The sequence below is a fragment of the Clostridioides sp. LIBA-6622 genome (assembly GCF_056716095.1).
Window position 1 is genome coordinate 294067 of sequence record NZ_CP196998.1, and the last position, 21531, is coordinate 315597.

At 25.7% G+C, this 21531-nt stretch carries 24 protein-coding genes; all 24 read left to right on the forward strand.

What is annotated here, in order from left to right; genetic code table 11:
- Positions 1-181 precede the first annotated feature (181 nt).
- The 24 genes from rfbD to ACTG47_RS01790 all read left to right on the forward strand — a co-directional run bounded on the left by rfbD (position 182) and on the right by ACTG47_RS01790 (position 21527).
- On the forward strand, positions 182-1054 hold the full coding sequence (gene rfbD / locus ACTG47_RS01675; protein WP_479925860.1) for a dTDP-4-dehydrorhamnose reductase: 873 nt from the start codon (positions 182-184) through the stop codon (positions 1052-1054).
- A 111-nt stretch (positions 1055-1165) separates the two neighbouring features.
- Positions 1166-2035: a glucose-1-phosphate thymidylyltransferase RfbA gene (gene rfbA / locus ACTG47_RS01680; protein WP_243193842.1), complete on the forward strand. Its 870-nt coding sequence runs from the start codon at positions 1166-1168 to the stop codon at positions 2033-2035.
- 49 nt (positions 2036-2084) lie between these two features.
- Positions 2085-2645 carry a dTDP-4-dehydrorhamnose 3,5-epimerase gene (gene rfbC, locus ACTG47_RS01685; RefSeq protein ID WP_243193843.1) on the forward strand — a complete coding sequence of 187 codons (561 nt, stop codon included), beginning with the start codon at positions 2085-2087 and terminating at the stop codon, positions 2643-2645.
- Between the two features lie 22 nt (positions 2646-2667).
- Positions 2668-3651, forward strand: coding sequence for a dTDP-glucose 4,6-dehydratase (gene rfbB, locus ACTG47_RS01690; RefSeq protein WP_407813934.1), 984 nt, complete (start codon positions 2668-2670; stop codon positions 3649-3651).
- A gap of 38 nt (positions 3652-3689) precedes the next feature.
- Complete coding sequence (locus ACTG47_RS01695; RefSeq protein ID WP_021382652.1) at positions 3690-4358, forward strand: lytic transglycosylase domain-containing protein; 669 nt, start codon at positions 3690-3692, stop codon at positions 4356-4358.
- 8 nt (positions 4359-4366) lie between these two features.
- Positions 4367-4795 carry a YaaR family protein gene (locus tag ACTG47_RS01700; RefSeq protein ID WP_479925861.1) on the forward strand — a complete coding sequence of 143 codons (429 nt, stop codon included), beginning with the start codon at positions 4367-4369 and terminating at the stop codon, positions 4793-4795.
- A 23-nt stretch (positions 4796-4818) separates the two neighbouring features.
- The gene (locus ACTG47_RS01705) at positions 4819-5133 is read left to right on the forward strand and encodes a FliM/FliN family flagellar motor switch protein (protein WP_479925862.1); all 315 of its coding nucleotides are present in this window, start codon (positions 4819-4821) and stop codon (positions 5131-5133) included.
- A gap of 151 nt (positions 5134-5284) precedes the next feature.
- Entirely contained in the window at positions 5285-5560 is a 276-nt protein-coding gene (gene flgM, locus ACTG47_RS01710; protein ID WP_479925863.1) for a flagellar biosynthesis anti-sigma factor FlgM, read from the forward strand.
- A gap of 4 nt (positions 5561-5564) precedes the next feature.
- Positions 5565-5981 carry a flagellar protein FlgN gene (locus ACTG47_RS01715; protein WP_479925864.1) on the forward strand — a complete coding sequence of 139 codons (417 nt, stop codon included), beginning with the start codon at positions 5565-5567 and terminating at the stop codon, positions 5979-5981.
- A 17-nt stretch (positions 5982-5998) separates the two neighbouring features.
- Positions 5999-7309 carry a flagellar hook-associated protein FlgK gene (gene flgK, locus ACTG47_RS01720; RefSeq protein ID WP_479925865.1) on the forward strand — a complete coding sequence of 437 codons (1311 nt, stop codon included), beginning with the start codon at positions 5999-6001 and terminating at the stop codon, positions 7307-7309.
- 18 nt (positions 7310-7327) lie between these two features.
- Positions 7328-8260 (forward strand): flagellar hook-associated protein FlgL, encoded by a 933-nt coding sequence (gene flgL / locus ACTG47_RS01725; protein ID WP_479925866.1) that lies wholly within the window; start codon positions 7328-7330, stop codon positions 8258-8260.
- Positions 8261-8276: 16 nt separating this feature from the next.
- Entirely contained in the window at positions 8277-8669 is a 393-nt protein-coding gene (locus tag ACTG47_RS01730) for a flagellar assembly protein FliW (RefSeq protein WP_479925867.1), read from the forward strand.
- A complete protein-coding gene (gene csrA, locus ACTG47_RS01735; protein WP_479925868.1) occupies positions 8663-8875 on the forward strand; it encodes a carbon storage regulator CsrA in 213 nt (70 codons plus the stop codon). The genes ACTG47_RS01730 and csrA overlap by 7 nt, the downstream gene beginning before the upstream one ends.
- 22 nt (positions 8876-8897) lie before the next feature.
- Positions 8898-9290 (forward strand): flagellar export chaperone FliS, encoded by a 393-nt coding sequence (fliS, locus tag ACTG47_RS01740; RefSeq protein WP_479925869.1) that lies wholly within the window; start codon positions 8898-8900, stop codon positions 9288-9290.
- Positions 9291-9293: 3 nt separating this feature from the next.
- Positions 9294-9665 (forward strand): flagellar export chaperone FliS, encoded by a 372-nt coding sequence (gene fliS, locus ACTG47_RS01745; RefSeq protein WP_479925870.1) that lies wholly within the window; start codon positions 9294-9296, stop codon positions 9663-9665.
- Positions 9666-9667: 2 nt separating this feature from the next.
- Positions 9668-11185 carry a flagellar filament capping protein FliD gene (fliD, locus tag ACTG47_RS01750; protein WP_479925871.1) on the forward strand — a complete coding sequence of 506 codons (1518 nt, stop codon included), beginning with the start codon at positions 9668-9670 and terminating at the stop codon, positions 11183-11185.
- Positions 11185-11523 (forward strand): flagellar protein FliT, encoded by a 339-nt coding sequence (gene fliT / locus ACTG47_RS01755; protein ID WP_479925872.1) that lies wholly within the window; start codon positions 11185-11187, stop codon positions 11521-11523. Before fliD ends, fliT begins: the two co-directional genes overlap by 1 nt.
- A 101-nt stretch (positions 11524-11624) precedes the next feature.
- Complete coding sequence (locus ACTG47_RS01760; protein ID WP_479925873.1) at positions 11625-12566, forward strand: flagellin N-terminal helical domain-containing protein; 942 nt, start codon at positions 11625-11627, stop codon at positions 12564-12566.
- Positions 12567-12620: 54 nt separating this feature from the next.
- Complete coding sequence (locus ACTG47_RS01765; RefSeq protein ID WP_479925874.1) at positions 12621-14786, forward strand: glycosyltransferase; 2166 nt, start codon at positions 12621-12623, stop codon at positions 14784-14786.
- Between the two features lie 39 nt (positions 14787-14825).
- On the forward strand, positions 14826-16289 hold the full coding sequence (locus ACTG47_RS01770; RefSeq protein WP_479925875.1) for a tetratricopeptide repeat protein: 1464 nt from the start codon (positions 14826-14828) through the stop codon (positions 16287-16289).
- 3 nt (positions 16290-16292) lie between these two features.
- On the forward strand, positions 16293-17234 hold the full coding sequence (locus tag ACTG47_RS01775) for a glycosyltransferase (RefSeq protein ID WP_479925876.1): 942 nt from the start codon (positions 16293-16295) through the stop codon (positions 17232-17234).
- Positions 17235-17260: 26 nt separating this feature from the next.
- Positions 17261-19498 carry a hypothetical protein gene (locus ACTG47_RS01780; protein WP_479925877.1) on the forward strand — a complete coding sequence of 746 codons (2238 nt, stop codon included), beginning with the start codon at positions 17261-17263 and terminating at the stop codon, positions 19496-19498.
- A 96-nt stretch (positions 19499-19594) separates the two neighbouring features.
- Positions 19595-20647: a sugar phosphate nucleotidyltransferase gene (locus tag ACTG47_RS01785; RefSeq protein ID WP_479925878.1), complete on the forward strand. Its 1053-nt coding sequence runs from the start codon at positions 19595-19597 to the stop codon at positions 20645-20647.
- A 31-nt stretch (positions 20648-20678) separates the two neighbouring features.
- Positions 20679-21527 carry an NAD-dependent epimerase/dehydratase family protein gene (locus ACTG47_RS01790; protein WP_479925879.1) on the forward strand — a complete coding sequence of 283 codons (849 nt, stop codon included), beginning with the start codon at positions 20679-20681 and terminating at the stop codon, positions 21525-21527.
- Positions 21528-21531 lie beyond the last annotated feature (4 nt).

The following is a 21531-nucleotide window of genomic DNA, read 5'->3' on the forward strand; positions in this document are numbered from 1 at the left end:
ATTACAATTTATATTTTGGATATTTAAACTTAGAGAGATGTAATAATATGATGATAATCATTTAATATTACATCTCTTTTTTACTTATATAAAAATATATTCTATTCGAGTCAAAATATAAGCTATGTTATAATTAATTATTAAGTAATGATGAATATTTATTGGAGGGTAAGCATAATCAATGAAAGTATTAATAACAGGGGCTAATGGTCAATTAGGAAAAGAATTGGTCAACCAATTAAAATCAATCAATCAAAGTACGAATCAACTAAAATATACTATATTAGCTACAACAAGAGATGATTTAGATATATCTAATCAAATTAGTGTAGATGATTTTATATTGTATAATAAACCTGATGTAATTATAAACTGCGCAGCATACACAAAGGTTGATGCATGTGAGGATAATGTAGAGATTGCATATAAAATAAATGCATTAGGAGCAAGAAATCTAGCTATAGCATCAGAGAAAATTAATGCAAAACTTGTTCACATATCAACTGACTATGTGTTCAATGGTTTTTCTAAATATCCATATATGGAAGATAATAAAACTGAACCCAAGTCTGTGTATGGGAAAAGTAAGCTTATGGGAGAAAAGTTTGTGGAACAATTTTCACATAGGTACTTTATATTAAGAACAGCATGGTTATATGGTGATGGGAATAATTTTGTAAATACTATGATAAGACTTTCTAAAGAAAACAAAGAAATTAATGTCGTTGATGACCAATTTGGAAGTCCAACAAGTACAGTAGACTTAGCAAAAGTTATAATAAATATTATGGAAACAGAACATTATGGGGTTTATCATGCGACATGTAAAGGAGAATGTAGTTGGTATGATTTCGCCAAAAAGATATTTGAATTAAAAAATATAGATATAAAAGTAAATCAAATTAAAAGTAAAGATTTTAAATGTAAGGCTCAAAGGCCCACCTATTCTGTATTGGATAATTTTATGTTGAAATTAATTGGATTAAATTCATTTAGGAAGTGGGAAGAATCTATTGAAGAGTATTTAAAAAACTATGATATTAGTATAAAATAAATGAATTATTTTTATAAAACGAAATAAGATATTATATAAAATATAAATATTTTTTTCATTTATACGATAATCATAATATAATAAAAAAAATAAATGTAAGGATGGGAGAAAATGAAAGGAATTATTTTAGCAGGAGGGTCTGGAACAAGACTATATCCTATAACAAAATGTATATCAAAACAAACACTTCCAATATATGATAAACCAATGATATATTACCCTATGTCAGTTCTTATGTTAGCAGGGATACAAGATATACTAATAATATCTACACCAAGAGATATAACAGCATTTGAGGAATTATTTGGAGATGGAAGTTCATTAGGACTTAAAATAACATATAAAATTCAGGAAAAACCAAATGGAATTGCAGAAGCATTTATAATAGGAGAAGAATTTATAGGAAATGATAGTGTATCTCTTGTATTAGGTGATAATATATTTTATGGGTATGGGTTTAGTGAAAGATTAGAGAATGCAGTTAAAAGAAGTGGTGCAACTATATTTGGATATCATGTAAGCAATCCAAATGAATTTGGAGTTGTAGAATTTGATAAAGATTTTAATGTATTATCGATAGAAGAAAAACCTAAAATACCTAAATCTAATTATGCTATACCAGGATTATATTTTTATGATAATGATGTTGTAGAGATAGCAAAGTTTGTTGAACCATCAGCTAGAGGTGAACTAGAAATAACTTCGATAAATAATGAATATTTAATAAGAGGAAAATTAAAGGTAGAACTTTTAGGAAGAGGTATGGCTTGGCTTGATACTGGTACACATAAAGGTCTATTAGATGCTTCTAACTATGTAGAAGTGGTTCAAACAAGACAAGGATTGTACATAGCATGTTTAGAAGAAATTGCATATACAAAAGGATATATAAACAGAGAACAGCTAATGAAATTAGCTAAACCACTGATAAAAACTGACTATGGTCAATATCTATTAAATTTAGCTAGTGAAAATATGTAACTATGGTAAATAAAATTTATTATAAATTTTATTAAAGGAGTTTGTTATAATGGGAAAATTTAATTTTATAAAGACAAAAATAGAAGGGTTATATATAGTTGAACCAAATGTGTTTTGTGATGAAAGAGGATATTTTATGGAAAGTTACAATAAAAAGGATTTTATGGAGTTTGGACTTGATATGTGTTTTGTTCAAGATAATGAATCTAGCTCAAGGAAAGGCGTATTAAGGGGAATGCATTTTCAAAATAGATATCCTCAAGGAAAGTTAGTCAGAGTTACAGAGGGAGAAGTTTTCGATGTTGCAGTTGACTTAAGAAAAGATTCACAAACATTTGGAGAGTGGGAAGGAGTAATACTGTCTGATAAAAATAAAAAGCAATTTTATATTCCAGAAGGATTTGCACATGGATTTTTAGTTTTATCAGAAAAAGCAGTATTTAGTTATAAATGTACAAATTATTATCATCCAGAATTTGAAAGTGGTTTTCTGTGGAATGATAAGCAAGTATCAATTGATTGGCCTTTAGAAGAAATTGAAAAAATATTATTGTCAGAAAAGGACAAAAAACAGAAAAGTTTTAAAGAGATTTGTATAGAGGTTTATTAAAATTAAAATTTAGGAGAAAAATATGAAAAAAATATTGATAACTGGAGGAGCAGGATTTATTGGGAGTAATTTTGTACATTATGTGCTTAATAAGTATGTAGATTATTTTATTGTTAATTTAGACTTGTTGACTTATGCTGGTAATTTGGAAACATTAAGAGAAATACAAGACAATCCTAACTATAGGTTTGTTAAAGGGGATATTTCAGATAGAGAACAGGTATATAAGTTATTTGAAGAAGAAAGGTTTGACATGGTTATCAACTTTGCTGCTGAATCCCATGTAGATAGGTCAGTTAGGAATCCTGAATTATTTATACAAACAAATATTATGGGAACCCAAGTGCTTTTGGATGCATCTGTAAAATATGGAGTAAAAAGATACCATCAGATTTCTACTGATGAAGTATATGGGGATTTGCCAATTGATAGAAAGGATTTATTTTTTACTGAGAAATCTACTGTCAATCCAAGTTCACCTTATGCTGCTTCTAAAACATCAGCAGACTTATTAGTAAATTCTTACTATAGAACATATGGATTGCCAATAACAATTTCTAGATGTTCAAACAATTATGGGCCATATCATTTTCCTGAAAAATTAATCCCTCTCATGATTTTAAATGCTTTAGAGGATAAGAAATTACCAGTATATGGTAATGGAGCAAATGTAAGAGATTGGTTACATGTATATGACCATTGCACTGCTATAGACTTAATAATTCATAAAGGTAATATAGGCGAAATTTATAATATAGGTGGTCATAATGAAAGAAGTAATATAGAAGTAGTAAAAATTATATTAAATCTTTTAGGTAAATCTGAAGATTTAATATCCTATGTAAATGATAGACCTGGTCATGATTTAAGATATGCTATTGACCCATCTAAAATAGAGAATGAGCTAGGTTGGAAGGCAAAATATGATTTTGATTTAGGTATAAGAGAAACGGTTAAATGGTATGTAGAACATGAATATTGGTGGAGAGCTATTTTATCAATTTAATTTTGAAGTTTATAAAATTTAGAAAGGGGAGTTTTATATTGAATGATATAAGTTCGCTAATTAATATATTGGCATTGACTCAATTATCTGGTAGCAACACTACAAATCAGTGTAATTGTACATATAATAATTCATCTGGATTTGACATGATTATGATGACTTTGTTAAAAGCAATATCACAAAATAATCAACAGACTTCTAATGGATACAATTTATCATCTAATTCTGAAAATTTATTTAATGAGCTTGATAATGTAGTAAATAATACAACTAGTAGATTTATAGATGTTGATACAAAAGATAAAAGTGTAAAGACAAGAATTGAAAATGCTGTAGAGCAAGCATCAAAAAAATATAACATAGATGCAAATCTTATAAAGGCAATAATTAAAGTTGAATCAGATTTTAATCCTAATACAGTTTCTTCTGCTGGAGCTAAGGGTCTTATGCAACTTATGCCAGAAAATTGCAGAGACTTGGGTGTTACAGACCCTTTTAATATAGAACAAAATATAGATGCAGGAACTAGACATATTAAAGAATATATAGATATGTTTGGAGGTAGCATAGAAATGGGGCTGATGGCATATAATGGTGGTCCTGGAAGGATGAAAAGCAGAGGGGTAGAATCAATTTCTGACTTATATAAAATGCCAAAAGAAACACAAAATTATATTCCTAAAGTTATGAAATATTATAGAGGGTAGGATTTATCATGGGTATAAATATAGATAAGCTAAATATAAGTCCAAGTAGAAATATAGAGGTGAAGAAAACAAAGGAAAACAATAAATTTTCTGACAGCCTAAACTTTGTAAAACAATCTTCTTCATTAGAGGATATAAAAAGAAATTTAGAAAGTGTAAAAAAAGCTGGTGAAAGGCTTGTTCTTACTCAAAATTATGGAGATATTAATAGTTATAAAAATGCTGTAAAAGAGTATCTAAAATCTGTCGTAGATAACATGTATTCGCTTGATAAAAATAGTAGTTTTTGGGAGCATCAATATTATAAAAATGTAAAGATAGTTGATAATAAACTTGAAGAGATGACTAGTGAGCTATTTAGTGAAGAAAAAGAAAATATAGATATTGTTTCTACTGTTGATATGATACAAGGCTTATTGATAGATATGTATAGATAAGATTACACGAGGAGAAAAGTTTTATGAATAGTAAAAAAGAGGATATATATGAATTGAATTTTGGACAACTAATAGAAGAAAAGACTGGAGTTATAGAAGAGAATCAAAATGTTTTTAATGCAAAAGTAAATGTATCTGTTTCTATAGGAAAAACAACAGAAACAATAAAAAACATATTAGATTTAAAAGAAGGCTCTATAATAAAATTAAATAAGAATGTAGATGAAAAATTAGATATATATGCAAATGATAGATTGTTTGCTTATGGAGAAAGTATTATTACAAATGAAAAATTATCTATAAGATTATCTAAAATAGAAGATTCAGATATAAATTAACATTTTAAATAGTATCCCTTTAGGTTATTCTATATAAGTTTAACTAAGGGGATATTTTTATAAAAATTTTAAAATATGTTCGAATCATATAAATATTTTTATTTTTTGAGCGATAACTAAAATATAAGAATGTAATTTTGGAGGTGAAACTATGGATATTAAAAATGTAAGTTCAAATATTGTAATAAATAATTATTTAAAGAATACATCAGATGTAAAAAAAGTTCAAGAAGTTCAAAAAACTAGTAAAACAGACAAGATAGAACTATCTAAATTTGCAAAGGAAATGGCAAGTGTATCAAATATGAGTGATGAAACTATTAGAAATAAAAAAATAGATGAAATAAAAAGTGCATTAGAAAGTGGAACTTACAAAATAAAACCAGAAGAAATTGCTAAAAAAATGATAGAGGATATGCGAGGATAAAGTCATGATTGCAGACTTAAAAGTTATAATATATGAAGAAAAAAAGATACTTGGTAATATGATGGAATTATTAAAAGAACAATTTGATTATATAGTTGTAAAAGATATAGAAAATTTAAATAGGTTAAATCCTAAACTAGAAGATATTAGTAGGGAACTCGCATCTATAGAGATAAAGAGAAGGCAACTTTTCAATGATGATATTCCAATGAGTGAAGTTGTTGAAAATAGTAACGATGAATATTTAAAAGAAATATATACAGACTTAAAGCGTATTATTGCTTTGGCCAAAAATCAACAAGAGTCAAACGATTCTCTAATAAAGAAAGAACTTATTTTTACAAAAAAAATGATTAATTTTATAAAACCAACTGATAAACAGATTACAACTTATAATTCTTATGGAAATATTAGAAAATAGATATTGGGAGGAGAAATATGGCGGGATTATTTTCCATTTTAAATACAGCTAATTCAGGAATGAATGCGCATCAAAAAGCAATACAGACAATTTCTCATAATATAAGTAATCTAGATACAGAAGGTTATTCTAGGCAAAGAACAGAATTTGCCACAAATAGCCCAATGTATATGCCTAGTTTAAACAATGCTATTGGAAGAGGTCAATTAGGTACAGGTGTGCATGTAACAGATGTAACAAGAGCTAGAAATAGTTTTTATGATTATCAATTTAGAGCAGAAGCTCATAAGTATGGTAAGACAGTTTCAAAATATGACTATTACAATACTATAGAAACTATAATAAATGAACCATCTGACTATGGAATATCTGCAGGTATAGATGATTTTTTTAAAGGATGGGAATCATTAGCAAAGGATATAAATAGTGATAGTAAAAAAAGTCTCGTGGTAGAAAATGCATCAAATTTAGCAACTTTAATAAGTGAGAGTTATAAAAAACTTGATAAATTAAAAGGAGATATAGATGATAATATAAACTCTGAAATAAAGCAGATAAATGACATGTTAAAAAGTCTTGAAGATTTAAATAAGTCTATTGATGTTATATCTGGTTCTGGTTCTACCCCAAATGATTTACTTGATGAAAGAGATAGAATATTAGATGATTTAAGTTTTAAATTAGACCTTGAAAATAGTGATGTTAAAAATATGCTTGCAGATGGAAAACTAGAACTTAGTGAATTAAAAAATGTAGATGGAACTTGGAAAACAGGTGTATCAGGAACCTTACAAGGATTGTTTGAGATGCATGGCAAAATTGATACATATAAAAGCGATTTAAAAGATGTATCTGATGGATTAGCTAAACAGATAAATGATGTTTATAATGCATGTCCTGGGATAACAGTAAGAGATTTTTTTATAACTTCAAATGTGGCTGGTGAAGACATAATAAAAATAAATCCAGCAATAAAGAGTAATCCAAATGAATTAAAGCTTACTGCTGATGAGGTTTCAAAGATTGCTAAGTTAAAAGATGAAAAAATAGATATTGGAGTAGTTGGTGGAAAAGTAAGTACAATAAGTGACCACTATAAAGCTTTTGCAGAATCAGTAGGTTTAGATTCTAAAAAAGTAAATCAAGATGAAGTGAATCAACGTAAAATTATAAATAATATTGATAGCTCTCGAATGAGCGTTTCGGGTGTATCTTTAGATGAAGAAATGACAGAGCTTATAAAAGTACAACGTTCATATCAAGCTAGTGCAAAAGTTATGTCAACAGCTGTTCAACTGTTGGATGTTGTAATAAATGGAATAATTTAATAGAAAGGGGAATTTATAATGAGAGTTAGTACAGGTATGATGTCTAGTAGTTATCTAAATTCGCTACAAGATAATTTACAAAGATTAGATAAGGTTAATAGACAAGTTAATACGACAAAAGAAATAAATAAATTGTCAGATAATCCATATAAAGCAATAAAAATATTGAACTCAAAAAGTGAAATAAAGACTATGGAGACTTATGTTGAAAATTGTAAAGATACAGGAGACTGGTTAGAAACTACTGATACTGCACTAGATCAGCTTGGGAAATTATTATCAGATATAAAGAAAACTTTGGTGGCAAGTGGTGATGGTGCATATTCAGAGGGAGAACTAAAAACCCTTAGCAAAGAAACTAATGAAAAAATGAAAGAGATTGCAAATGCTTTAAATGCAACACATGAAGGAAAGTATATATTTTCAGGTTCAAATACAGGTATACCACCTGTTGAGTGTGTAGATAATGCTGATGGATCAGTAAGCTTAAAGTTCAATTCTAGTCTAAATCTTGATAAATTAAAAGATTCTTTGAGTATGGATATAGCTCAAGGAATAAGTGTAGACTATAATGTCAAGTTGAGTAGTCTTGGATTTGACCCAACAAAGGCTGACCCATTTAAAGAGCTAAATAACATATCAAAAAAATTAGCAAATCCAGATGATGATGCTATAAAAGAGTTAACAACAACTTGTTTAGGTGATATGGAGCAACTAATAGAAAATACAGTAAATGTTAGGTCTATATATGGTACAAAAGCAAATACAGTAGAAGCTATGAAGGAAAAAAATGATGATGGTTTGATACAATTAAAGGATATTCTATCACAAAATGAAGAGATAGATTATGGAGAAAAACTTGTTCAATTAAAGGCAGCAGAATTAACTTATCAAGCTTCACTACAAACAGGAGGAAAGTTATTTAATGTATCTATATTAGATTACATATAGTAAAAATAACGAAGATATGATGAAGGTTACATTAAAAAAAGGTATACTAGGGTTTGAAAATTTAAGTGAATACGAGATTTTAGATATAGAAAATAATGATACTTTGAAAGAACTCAATTCTACTGAAGAAGATTGTATAGGATTTATCGTTGTATCACCATTTGAGATTATTAAGGAGTATGAAGTGGTTCTAAGTCAAGATATAATAGAAAAACTTGAGATAGAGTCTCCTAATGATATTATCTTATTTAATATAATAACTCTTGGACGAATTTTAGAAGAATCAACTGTTAACTTAAAAGCTCCTATAGTAATAAATATAAAAAATAATTATGGAATGCAAATAATCTTAGAAGAAGAAAAATACAGTATAAGACATCCATTACTGAGAGGTGATAATGGATGTTAGTGATTTCTAGAAAAAAGGATGAGGCAATACTTATAGGAGAAAATATTGAGGTTAAAGTAGTAGGTGTTGATGGAAATAATGTTAAATTAGCTATAACAGCACCAAATGACATAGGAATATTAAGAAAAGAAATTTATGAAAAAATAAAAGATGAAAATATAAAAGCAACAAATAAAAATATAGAAATTTTGAGAAATTTAAAATAAAAGTGTTTGGAGGAATTTGTGTATGTATGGAGAAAATCCTTATAGTTATTATAAACAAAATGCAGTTTTTATGGCATCAAAAGAACAATTGTTATTGATGCTTGTAGATGGAGCAGTAAAATATACGAAGATAGCTAGGTTATCTATTGTAGATAAGAATATGCAAAGGGCACATAAAGAGCTTATAAGAGTACAAGATATATTTACAGAATTAATGGTCACATTAGATCAAAATGCAGGTCAATGGGCTAAAGATATGTATAGAGTTTATGATTTTGTAAGATATGAATTATCAAGAGCAAATATAAGAAAGGATATTCAAATAATAGATAGTATATTACCTGTAATAGAACAAATTAAAGATACATGGTATGAAGCCGATAAAAAAAGTAAAGAAGAAAGAAATAGGAGATAACTAATGAAACTAAATTTAGATGAGTTAAATAAACTTTCTCAAGAAGAATTATTATTGATACTTTTAGATGGAGCTGTAGAAGCCACAAAAATATCAAAGATAGCAATCATAGATGGAGATATGCAGAAATCACATAAAGAGCTTATAAGAGTACAAGATATATTTACAGAATTAATGCTTACATTAGATCAAAATGTAGGCCAATGGGCTAAAGATATGTATAATGTTTATGACTTTATAAGATCTGAGTTATCAAAAGTAGATGTAACAAAAGATATAAAAATAATAGATGAGGTGTTACCAATAATACAACAAATTAAAGATATGTGGTATGAGGCTAATAATAAATCAATAAATAACAGACAGGAGGAGTGATTATGTCAAATATAAGTCCTATAAGAGTTACGGGTCTTTCAGGAAATTTTGATATGGAAGGGATAATAGAGGCTAGTATGACCAAAGACAAAGAAAAGGTCGATAAAGCTAAGCAAGCTCAACAAATAGTAAAATGGAAGCAAGAAATATACAGAGATATTATTAAAGAATCAAAAGATATGTATGATAAATATTTTGGACTTGATTCTAAGAGTAATATAATAAGTAAAAATGCATATTCATCTTTAAGTGTAAAAAGTTCTGATGAGAGTGTTATAGTTGCAAGTGGGTCAGCTGGTGCAAATAAAATAAACTATCAGTTTGCTGTATCACAAATGGCAGAGCCAGCAAAAGTAACAATTAAGCTAAATGCAAGTACCCCAATTGTTAAACAATTTCCTCCAAATGCTAGTGGTGCAAGTTCATTGACTATAGGAGATGTAAACATACCTATATCTGAACAGGATACGACAAGTACTATTGTTAGTAAAATAAATGCTCTTTGTGAAGATAAAGATATAAGAGCTTCATATAGTGAACTGACAGGTGAATTAATGATTTCGAGAAAGCAAACTGGCGCATCCTCAGAACTTAATTTAAAAATAACTGGAAATGATAATTTAGCTCAACAAATTGCTAATGATAATGGTATTACATTTACAGCTGATTCTGCTGGTAATAAAATCGCATCAACACATGGGAAAAATCTAGAAGCTGATATAACTGATGAAAATGGAAGAGTAGTGAATATAAATAGGGAATCAAATTCATTTGTAATAGATAATATTTCCTATAATGTGAATTCAAAAGGAACATCTAAATTAGTTTCTGTCACTGATACTGAAGAAGCTACTAAAAATATGAAAGCATTTGTAGAGGATTACAATAAATTGATGGATAAAGTGTATGGATTGATAACTACTAAAAAATCAAAAGACTATCCGCCTCTTACAGAAGCTCAAAAAGAAGATATGACAACAGATGAAATAGAAAAATGGGATAAAAAAGCTAAAGAAGGTATACTAAGAAATGATGATGAATTAAGAGCATTTGTTGAAGATATTCAATCTATGTTTTTTGGAGATGCAAAAAATATTGATGCTTTAAGAAAGATAGGTATTAATGAATCTGAGGATTATAATAAAAAAGGACAAATAGCATTTAAGGAAGATGTTTTTTCGAAGGCTATTATAGAAGATAGTGATAAAGTATATAAAATTTTAGCTGGATATTCTTCAAATAGTGATGATAAGGGTATGTTTGAAAAGTTAAAAGATATAATATATGAGTATTCAGGAAGTTCAGGTTCTAAATTTGCAGAAAAAGCTGGTATAGAAAAAACAGCTTCTGCAAGTGAAAATATATATTCTAAAGAAATAGCAGAACAAGAAAAAAATATAAATAGATTGGTTGAAAAAATGAATGATAAAGAGAAAAGACTTTATGCAAAATATTCAGCTTTAGAATCTTTGTTAAATCAGTATAGTTCTCAAATGAACTATTTTTCACAAGGTAAGTAATGATGGGAATACTAGAAGATAAACTGGATTTATATAAAGAAATATCTCTACAGATTATAAACCTTATTGATAAAGAAGAGTATCAATACATAAGTAATAAGTTAGATGATAGACAAAAAATTATAAATAGTGTAGATGAAAATGATAAAGAAAATTTCATAAGTATTTACAGCGATATGAAGCTAATTGATATTGATAGCAAAATACAAAATACTTTACAAAGAAATTTATTAGAAGTTAAAAAAGAGCTACATGAATACAAGTTAACAAAACAAGTAAATACAATGTATTCTAAGTTAAATAGAGAAAAAGTGAATATTTTTAGTAAAAAAGTATAAAGTTATAGATTAACTTATCCGATTATATAAACAAAGGATTGATATAAAAATTAAAAAGTAGAAATGACAAGGATGTCAATTATACTAAGGAGGGTAAATTAATGAGAGTTAATACAAATGTAAGTGCTTTAATAGCAAATAATCAAATGGGAAGAAACGTAAGTGGTCAAAGTAAATCTATGGAAAAGTTATCTTCTGGGGTTAGAATAAAGAGAGCTGCTGATGATGCTGCTGGTCTTGCAATATCTGAAAAAATGAGAGCACAAATTAAAGGGCTAGACCAATCTGGAAGAAACGTTCAAGATGGTATCTCTGTTGTGCAAACAGCAGAAGGTGCTTTGGAAGAAACTGGAAATATATTGCAGAGAATGAGAACGCTGTCTGTTCAATCTTCTAATGAAACTAATACTCAAGAGGAAAGAAATAAGATAGCAAATGAGTTAAAACAATTGAAAAGTGAAGTAGAAAGAATTTCAAGTTCTACAGAATTCAATGGTAAAAAATTATTAGATGGAACATCTTCAGAAGTAAGATTACAAGTAGGTGCTAATTATGGAGATATTTCTACAGTATTGGTAAAAGCTGCTGTTACATCAGGTACAGGGGCTTCATTAACAACAATTACACCAGCTCAGATTCAAACTATTAATAATAATGAGATAACAGTTGAGTTAGTAAATACTGCTAGTGTAATGAGTAATGCTAATATAAACGTTGTAAATATAGATGCAATGGCAGATGCAAATGTACATAGTGCAACAGATGCTGCTAAATCTATGGTGTCTAGTTTAGATTCAGCACTTGGAAAAATAAATGAGTCTAGAGCAAAATTAGGAGCACAACAAAACAGATTAGAGTCAACTCAAAATAACCTAAGCAATACAATTGAAAATATGACTGCTGCTGAATCTCGAATAAGAGATACTGATGTAGCTTCAGAAATGGTTACTTTATCTAAAATGAACATTTTGGTGCAAGCATCACAATCAATGTTAGCTCAAGCAAATCAACAACCACAAGGTGTTTTACAATTATTAGGTTAAATATATAATATAAACAATAAAAGAGTAAAGATTTACTTTACTCTTTTATTATTTATGTATGAAAGGAAAATACATATGTTGCTTAGTATAGTTATGATGGTAAAAAATGAAGAAAAATTTTTAAATAAAACATTAAGTTCATTAGAATTACTAAGAAAAGCTTTAGATAATGAACTTATAATAATTGATACTGGTTCTATTGATAACACTATTAATATAGCTAAAAAATATACTAATAAAGTATACTTTCATAAATGGGATGGAGATTTCTCTAGTATGAGAAATAAGTCTATTTCATATGCTAAAGGTAAATGGATACTTATATTAGATGCAGATGAAGTTATAATTAATTGTGACAGAATAATTGAATTTTTTGAGGATGGACTTTATGAAGAATATAATTCAGCATCAGTAAAACTAAGAAATATATTTTCTGATGATAAGAGTAGTTATGGGGAGTGTATCCTTTTAAGATTGTTTAAGAATGATAATTTTAAATACATAGGAAAAATTCATGAACAACCTCTTTATAAAACACCAATATATGATCATATACTAGAGATCGAACATTATGGATACTTGTTTGAGGATGAAGAATTTAGATTAAAAAAAATGAAGAGAAATGAAAAGCTTTTATTTGAAGATTTAAAAAATAAACCAGAAGATGGATATTTATATTATCAGTTGGGGAAAAATTTTATAGCATCAAACATGTATCAGGATGCAGTAGATTATCTTGAAAGAAGTATTGAATTGTATAATGATAAAAATTTAAAGCCTCCATATGTATATAGTAGCTTGGCTAAAGCTTATTTATTTTCACAAAAATATAATGATTGTAAAAAACTATGTATTGATTATATATCAAAAGAAAAAAGTGATGTGGATATTTACTATTACTTAGCTAATTGTCAAGCTAATTTGGGAGAATATAATAAAAGTATAAATTCATATAAAAGATATATTTATTTAATAAATCATTATGAAACTACTCTACAAGCAAATAATATATTTGCAGATTCAGATACAATTAGCTTTAAAAATCATGCTGTTATAACTTTAATAAGAATATATTATAAATTAGAAAGATATGACGCAGTTATAAATGAATTTGAAAGTATAAAAAATGAATTATGTAAACAAGAGGTTTATATTAATTTGTTTATATCATTACATAAGAAAAATAAATCAAGGCTAATCTTGGATTATTATAAAGAATTATCATGCTCTAACAATGAAAAAAACATATTTTTTCAAAATGTAGAAATGTTTATAAAAGGTATTAAAGAAAGTGAAAAAAACGAAATATATAGTATAATGAGTGAGATACCTGATGTATATGGAAAACTAAATCAAATAAGGTTAAGAAAAAAAGTTTCTATAAGTGAAATTAAAAATATTCTAACTAGGAAAAAAGAACTTATATATGCACCTGCTATAAATATAGCTTATGATAATGGAATAGATATAATGGATATATTTTATGATATGGATTGTGTATGGATAGAGAAATATTTAAAGTACTCAATATCATATGATAGGTATTTTAGTGTTAGTTTATATAATTATATTATAAATCAGCATATTACATATGATATAAATAAGATAAGAGTATATAAAATAATTAGTAAACTTATACTAGAAAATAATACCTTGAGCCAAGAAAAATATAAAGATTTATTCTTTATTTATATAATGTATTCATATCAGTATATAAGATTTTTGTACAAAGATTTTAATGATGAAGATTTGTTAAAGTATATGAATAATGATATAGATAGATTTGTAGTAAAAGTTCAAAAAATATCCAAGGGTTACAGTCAATATGACTTAACTTATATAAAAGAAATAAAATTATTATTAGTAGAGTTTCCATATTATAATAAAATATTGAAACTAATTTTGCAGGATGTAGAGAAAAGTTTATATAGGAGCCAGGAATTTAATAATCTTAGAAATCAATTTATTAATAATGTAGAAATCATGATAGATAATGGAAATATAGATGATGCTATAAAATTGGTTAAAGAATATTCTAGTATGTTTGAAGATGATGTAAAGGTTTTAAATATAAAAGGAATTTTATATATGATAAAAAATGATTTCAAAAAAGCAGAATTTGTGTTAAAAAAGGCATATTCTCTTGACATGAGTAATGAGGACACTATATATAATATTAACTATTTAATCGAAATAGCAGAATCATTTGTTAATGAATAAAATTTAAAATATATAATACAAATAGGAGATTTTAATATTATGAGTGTGCTAAAAAAAATAGAAGATTTAATTTGTAAACAAGAAATAGAGACAGCCTATGAATTAATAATAAAAAGTGAAAATGAATATATAAATAATGATACATACTGGAATCTTAGAGGAATGTTGTGCTTATCAGTAAAAGAGTATGATATAGCCTTTAATTGTTTTCAAACAGCAAAACAATTGAATTTTAAGAATTTTGATGTGTATTATAATTTGGCGTATATGAATGTATTATTAGAGAATAATGAAAAAGCTATTTATTATTATAAAAAGTGCTTGGAATATTCTGATGATGAAAATCTAAATAAAGAAGTGAGAAACAATCTAAATGATTTGTATGCATATAGAAATAACATTCAAAGTACTTTTATAGCTTTAAATATTGATAGTGAAGATAAACTTATAAAAAACTTACTTGGTAAAGGCCATGAAATAATAAATATAATTAGTCATGATAATTTAGAGTGTGATAAGAAATGTGAATTTAATGGAATAAGTATCTATAATGTTAATAGTAAAAGATATTATGAAATTTTAAATTTTGTAGTTAGGAAAAATATAAATTGCAAAATAATAACTAGTGATTATAAAAGTATGGATGAATTAAAAATATTGAAAGATAGTTGTACTATAATCTATTATAATAATAAAAATTTATATACAGATAAATCTGACTATTTAAATCAGAATACAAATATATATTTAGAAAATAAGTTTTTGGATTTTGTAGATATAATGTTAACTACTAATATAGAAGTTTACATTACAAAGATGCTAATTGAAGGACGAAAAAATATCTATTTATTTGAAAATATTAAATCAGATAATCTTTGCCTTGAATATTTTGATGTGGTTAATATATCAAATAATTATTTATATATTAATGAGATTGATATTTCTAAAAATCTAGAGAAAGTATCATTTATATGCAAAGATCAATATTTAAAATTACTATATTTAATATCTTCAAATTTATATAATATAGATGAAAATATAAGAATAATAGATAAAATCTTAGATAAATACATGTCAGAATTTATATATATTTTACGTGTATATTTACTTATAGAACATAAAGAAAAAAAATTACTATTAGATTGGATTATTAGTAATAATTATTGTGAGAATATTTTTAAAGCTGAATTGATTTATTTAAGTGATATGGATGATATGGATATAATAATATTTATTGCTAATATTTCTATAAGAAATTATAGCAAAATAGAAAGAACTATAAATAAACATATTGAATATAAAACTGCAAATTATAATTTTGTGCTACAGCAATTTGACATAGCCTATAAGAAATATTTAAATTTAATAAAAAACTCTCAAGAGCATCTAAACTCTCCTCTAGTAAATCGAAATATTGCTTATATTAAGTATGTTAATCAAGATGAAAAATATGAATATTTTTATGAAAAATATGTCCAATTTATGAGTCAATTGGAGGAATAGTCTATGAAAGTTAGTATAATAATACCAGTGTATAATACTGAAAAGTATTTGAAAGAGTGCTTAGATAGTGTTATTAATCAGACATTAAAAGAAATTGAGATAATTGCTATAAATGATGGTTCTGATGATTATAGTCTTAATATATTAAAAGATTATGAAGTTAGGTATGACAACATAAAGATTATAAATCAAAAAAATTGTGGACTTAGTATATCTCGAAATAATGGTCTAGATATAGCTAAAGGAGAATACATATACTTTTTAGATAGTGATGATTATATTGATTTAGATGCTATGAAATATTGTTACAATGAAGCAAAAAAAAATAATTTAGATATATTAACTTTTGATGGAGAAAATTTCTTTGATAAAGAATTTGATTCTAAACAAGATAAAAGTATTTTTAGCAGAAGTAAAAAAATTTCTTCCAAAATTATGAATGGAGAAGAGTTTTATATTCATGCTAACAAAATGGGAGGGTATATGTCTTCAGTATGTTTAAACTTTTATAAAAGAGAATTTATATTAAAGAACAAGTTATACTTTTATGAAGGTATATTACATGAAGATGAAATACATACAAGTACAAGTTTTATAAAAGCAAAAAGAATAAAATATATAGCCAAGAATTTTTTTAAAAGGAGAGTAAGATTAAATTCTATAATGACGTCTAAATTAAGTAATAGAAGAATTGATGGAAATCTTAAGATTGCTGAATTGACGTACTCATTATCTGAAAGTGCAGTTATTTCATATGAGACAAAAATTATATTAAAGGGATGGGTAAGAGAATACTATAAAAATAGTATAACTTTTTGTGATATTTTGAAAAATTATGAAAAAAGAAAAGAGATAGTTAAGAGAATGATAGAAAAGAAAGATATTTGTGATATTAAGATCAATATTCAAAAAGATGTTCCAGCTTTATATTACAGAACGTATTAGAAAATAAGAAATGAGTGAAATTAAATATGAAAGTAAGTATAATAATAACTATATATAATTTAGAAAAAAAATTAGAAAAGTATTTGTTTGATTTAGCACTTAAAGATAAAATAGAATTAATATTAGTTATTTATGAAAGAAATATACTAAACTCTAGTATATTGAATGAATGTAATAATATCAAAGTATTAAATAATGTAGATGTTAATCTATCTAAATATGAAAGTATAAAGATTTCTATGGGCGAATTTATATGTTTTTTGGATAGTACATATATAAAAATTACTGATATAGAGTATTTTTATAAAGAAGCAAAAAATAATAATATAGATATGTTGATATTAGATACAAGCATAATGGATAGCAATAAAAATTTATTAAGTTATTATAAGGTAGAAAAAAATAAAGAATTTACAAGTTTAGAAGAGATATTTAATATTTTCTTAAATAATAAATTTATTAGTTTTTATAATCGTGATTTTTTGTTATCAAAATGTACTCTTGCATTTGAAAAAAACAGCAATTTAAATGTTTTATATGATATCAAAAATTTTGTTTTAGCAGATAAGGTAAAATATTTAAAATATAATGTAAATGATTTTAGCAATGTAGAAAATACTTTTATTGATGTGGGTTATGATTCAACATCAGATTTTATAGAAAGAAATTATATAATTTCAAAGGAGTTATTTGATTTTTATTGCTTAATATACAAAGAACTTAAAAATAAAAAGAAGTTTTATTTATTATCTCTATTGAAAAAATATTATCAGAAAAGTATTCATGATTGCCATATGTATAATTATATTGACAAACTAAATTACTTAAAACCACCACCAATATTAAAAGAGGACATTCTTATTGATATGCAGCTAAATGTACCAAGGTTGTTTTATCAATTCAAAAAGGATAAAATAATAACTAAAAAGAATTTATTTGTTGCAAATAGCGAAAAAGAATTGGATAAAATATTCTACTATATTGATAATGATAATGTAATAAGTGAAATGAACGATATTGTAATAACTAAAAATATGAAATTTAATAAAAAAAGAGTGGAAGATACATTCTTTAATATATATTATATATATACCTTTACAAATAATGAAGTAATTAATTTTTATTTTAAACATGTACTGAATTTGAATTATAAAAATGATACTGATTATAAGAGTATATACATGTATATAGATGGCTCAATGAAAAATGTTTATAGCAAAATATTTGATGTTCAAGATGTAGAGGAAAGTCTAAATAATAAAATGTATGGAGTATCTAATATACTTAATAACTATGCTAAGCTTGATGAAAAGATATTTGCTGTTATAGAACATGGCATTTTTTTTGGAAGAATAGCACCTGAATATGAATTAAATACTATTGATCCAGCAATTATATCTTTTGGTGACTATAGATATAATTGTCTAAAGGCACATACTAGTAAAGCTATATTTAAAATTGGACCCTATATAAACTATGCAAATAAGATATATGCAGATGAATTTATTAATAACATAAAGGAGATATTGGGAAAAACATTATTAGTTTTTCCTAGTCATTCAATAGATAATGTATATGCAGAATATTCGATTGATGATTTTATAAGATATATAAATGAAATTAAAAAGAAAGAAAATATTAATAGTGTATTAGTGTGTATGTACTGGAAGGATATAGAATTAGGTAAAGATAAAAAATATATAGAAAATGGTTTTAAAATTGTGAGTGCAGGTCATAGAGATAATAACATATATTTTATGAATAAGCTAAAAACTATAATAAGTTTATCTGATTATACATTATCAAATAAATTGGGAACATATGTTGGTTATTGTATCTTTATGAATAAACCACATTCTATATATAATCAAAGTACAACACTTATTGGAAAAACCAAAAATGATCTAAATTTAGAAAAATCTGTAAGAGGTAATAACTATGACATAATATATAACTTTGAAAGTATTAATTTTATAAATTTATTTGGTAATTTCAGTACAACTATTTCTAAAAAACAATATGATTTATGCAATATATATTGGGGATTTGATAATATAAAATCTACAGATGAACTTAAATTTATACTTGAAACTTGTAGAAAACTCTATAAAAAATTAGAAAAAAGTGGATACTCTGACATAAAAATTTATGATTTATGTAATATTTATAATAAATATATACTAGAGGAAATAAATAGCCTATATGAAGAAAGATATAGAAAGATATTAAATGAATCATTATGTAATTTATACATTAATGATTAATTTTAATTTAATTATAAATAGTTATTTTTATATAAGACATAAAAGTATTAAATAATCATTTCTAACATTTATAATATACAGAGGGGGGGGATTTGTATGAAATTAAAGGATTTTATTATTTCAGAGGAAACTTTTATTATTGATGTAATGAAAGTTATTGATAACAATTCTAAGGGGATAGTTTTTGTATGTAAAGAAGATGTTTTACTTGCAACTGTGACTGATGGAGATATAAGACGATATTTATTAAAAGATGGAGATATTAATAGACCTATTAAACTAGTTGCAAATTATAAACCTAAATATGTTAAGTATAATGATGATATAGACATTATGAAATATATGAAAAAATGTTCTGTAAGAGCAATTCCAGTTGTATCAGATAGTATGAGAATATTATCTATAAAATTTATCAATGATGAAAAAATATCAGAACAAATAGATATGGATGTACCTGTGGTGATTATGGCAGGAGGAAAAGGTAGAAGACTTTTACCATACACACAAATATTACCAAAACCGTTAATTCCAATTGGAGAAAAAACAATTACAGAGTTAATTATGGATCATTTTGAGAAATTTGGATGTAAACATTTTGATATGATTGTAAACTATAAGAAGAACTTAATAAAATCTTTTTTTTTAGATAGGGAAGAGAAAAGAGATATTGAGTTTATTGAAGAAGCTGATTTTATGGGGACTGGAGGAGGTTTAAAATTAATAGAAGGTAAGTATCAAGATTCATTTTTTATAACAAATTGTGATATTATTATAGAAGAAGATTACTCAAAAATGATGAATTATCATAAGAAGAAAGATAATATTATTACAATTGTATCTGTTACAAAGAATATTGTTATTCCATATGGCACTATTCAATTGTCGAAAGATGGAAATGTGATTAATTTGAACGAAAAACCTAGTTTTTCATTTTTAACTAATACAGGATTATATCTAGTAAAACCTGAATTCTTGGATAAAATACCTGAAAATAAATTTATACATATAACTGATATTATTCAAAAATGTGTAGAAGAAAAAGAAAAAGTTGGTGTTTACATGATTGATGAAGATGCTTGGATGGATATGGGACAATTGGAAGAGTTAGAAAAAATGCGTAGAAGATTAGGAAGTGAGAAAATAGAATAAAAAATAATACTAGAAAGGGTTATATTATAAGATGAGTAAATCTATATTAATTACAGGTGCAAATGGTTTTATAGGAAATCATTTGAAACTAAAGTTGATGTATAAAAAATATATTGTCAAGTCTTTGAATTCGTTTGATGGAGATATTGCAAATAGTAAAGTTTTAGATAAACTTAATTTAGATTCTGTAAATCATATAATTCATCTTGCAGCAAGGACCTTTATTCCAGAAAGTTGGCAAAATCCAGGCGAGTTTTATAGTACGAATTTTAATGGGACATTAAATATTTTGGAGATATGCAGAAAAAAGAATATAGGGTTGACATATATTAGCTCTTATATTTATGGTAATCCTAAAAAGTTACCAGTAGATGAGTCAGAAAAAATAGAATCCATTAACCCATATGTTCATTCTAAACATCTAGCTGAACAATTATGTGAATTTTATTCTAGGGAATTTAATATTCCAATTATAATAATCAGACCATTTAATATATATGGAAAAAATCAAAAAGAAAGTTTCTTAATACCACATATTATTAAACAAGTAAAATATTCAGATATTATAAATATAAAAGATTTAAGACCAAAGAGAGATTATGTCTATATAGAAGACTTGGTAGATGCTATAGTTCTTGCAATGGAATCAAAAAAGACTTTCGAAATATATAATGTAGGTTCAGGTATTTCTTACTCTGTTAAAGAAATTATTGATTTAATACAAAACCTATTGGGTTTTTCAAAACCAATACAATGTGTTTCAACTGAAAGAAAAAATGAGATATATGATATAGTTGCAGATATCACAAAGATAAAGAAAGAATTAGGGTGGTATCCTAAGTATGATATAGAGCATGGATTAAGAAAGACTATATTTTAGGGAG

Excerpts from the sequence above, each read along its gene's own strand:
- rfbD (WP_479925860.1), top strand. The coding sequence starts at position 182 with ATGAAAGTATTAATAACAGGGGCTAATGGTCAATTAGGAAAAGAATTG.
- rfbA (WP_243193842.1), top strand. The coding sequence starts at position 1,166 with ATGAAAGGAATTATTTTAGCAGGAGGGTCTGGAACAAGACTATATCCT.
- rfbC (WP_243193843.1), top strand. The coding sequence starts at position 2,085 with ATGGGAAAATTTAATTTTATAAAGACAAAAATAGAAGGGTTATATATA.
- rfbB (WP_407813934.1), top strand. The coding sequence starts at position 2,668 with ATGAAAAAAATATTGATAACTGGAGGAGCAGGATTTATTGGGAGTAAT.
- ACTG47_RS01700 (WP_479925861.1), top strand. The coding sequence starts at position 4,367 with ATGGGTATAAATATAGATAAGCTAAATATAAGTCCAAGTAGAAATATA.
- ACTG47_RS01705 (WP_479925862.1), top strand. The coding sequence starts at position 4,819 with ATGAATAGTAAAAAAGAGGATATATATGAATTGAATTTTGGACAACTA.
- flgM (WP_479925863.1), top strand. The coding sequence starts at position 5,285 with ATGGATATTAAAAATGTAAGTTCAAATATTGTAATAAATAATTATTTA.
- ACTG47_RS01715 (WP_479925864.1), top strand. The coding sequence starts at position 5,565 with ATGATTGCAGACTTAAAAGTTATAATATATGAAGAAAAAAAGATACTT.
- flgK (WP_479925865.1), top strand. The coding sequence starts at position 5,999 with ATGGCGGGATTATTTTCCATTTTAAATACAGCTAATTCAGGAATGAAT.
- flgL (WP_479925866.1), top strand. The coding sequence starts at position 7,328 with ATGAGAGTTAGTACAGGTATGATGTCTAGTAGTTATCTAAATTCGCTA.
- ACTG47_RS01730 (WP_479925867.1), top strand. The coding sequence starts at position 8,277 with ATGATGAAGGTTACATTAAAAAAAGGTATACTAGGGTTTGAAAATTTA.
- csrA (WP_479925868.1), top strand. The coding sequence starts at position 8,663 with ATGTTAGTGATTTCTAGAAAAAAGGATGAGGCAATACTTATAGGAGAA.
- fliS (WP_479925869.1), top strand. The coding sequence starts at position 8,898 with ATGTATGGAGAAAATCCTTATAGTTATTATAAACAAAATGCAGTTTTT.
- fliS (WP_479925870.1), top strand. The coding sequence starts at position 9,294 with ATGAAACTAAATTTAGATGAGTTAAATAAACTTTCTCAAGAAGAATTA.
- fliD (WP_479925871.1), top strand. The coding sequence starts at position 9,668 with ATGTCAAATATAAGTCCTATAAGAGTTACGGGTCTTTCAGGAAATTTT.
- fliT (WP_479925872.1), top strand. The coding sequence starts at position 11,185 with ATGATGGGAATACTAGAAGATAAACTGGATTTATATAAAGAAATATCT.
- ACTG47_RS01760 (WP_479925873.1), top strand. The coding sequence starts at position 11,625 with ATGAGAGTTAATACAAATGTAAGTGCTTTAATAGCAAATAATCAAATG.
- ACTG47_RS01765 (WP_479925874.1), top strand. The coding sequence starts at position 12,621 with ATGTATGAAAGGAAAATACATATGTTGCTTAGTATAGTTATGATGGTA.
- ACTG47_RS01770 (WP_479925875.1), top strand. The coding sequence starts at position 14,826 with ATGAGTGTGCTAAAAAAAATAGAAGATTTAATTTGTAAACAAGAAATA.
- ACTG47_RS01775 (WP_479925876.1), top strand. The coding sequence starts at position 16,293 with ATGAAAGTTAGTATAATAATACCAGTGTATAATACTGAAAAGTATTTG.
- ACTG47_RS01780 (WP_479925877.1), top strand. The coding sequence starts at position 17,261 with ATGAAAGTAAGTATAATAATAACTATATATAATTTAGAAAAAAAATTA.
- ACTG47_RS01785 (WP_479925878.1), top strand. The coding sequence starts at position 19,595 with ATGAAATTAAAGGATTTTATTATTTCAGAGGAAACTTTTATTATTGAT.
- ACTG47_RS01790 (WP_479925879.1), top strand. The coding sequence starts at position 20,679 with ATGAGTAAATCTATATTAATTACAGGTGCAAATGGTTTTATAGGAAAT.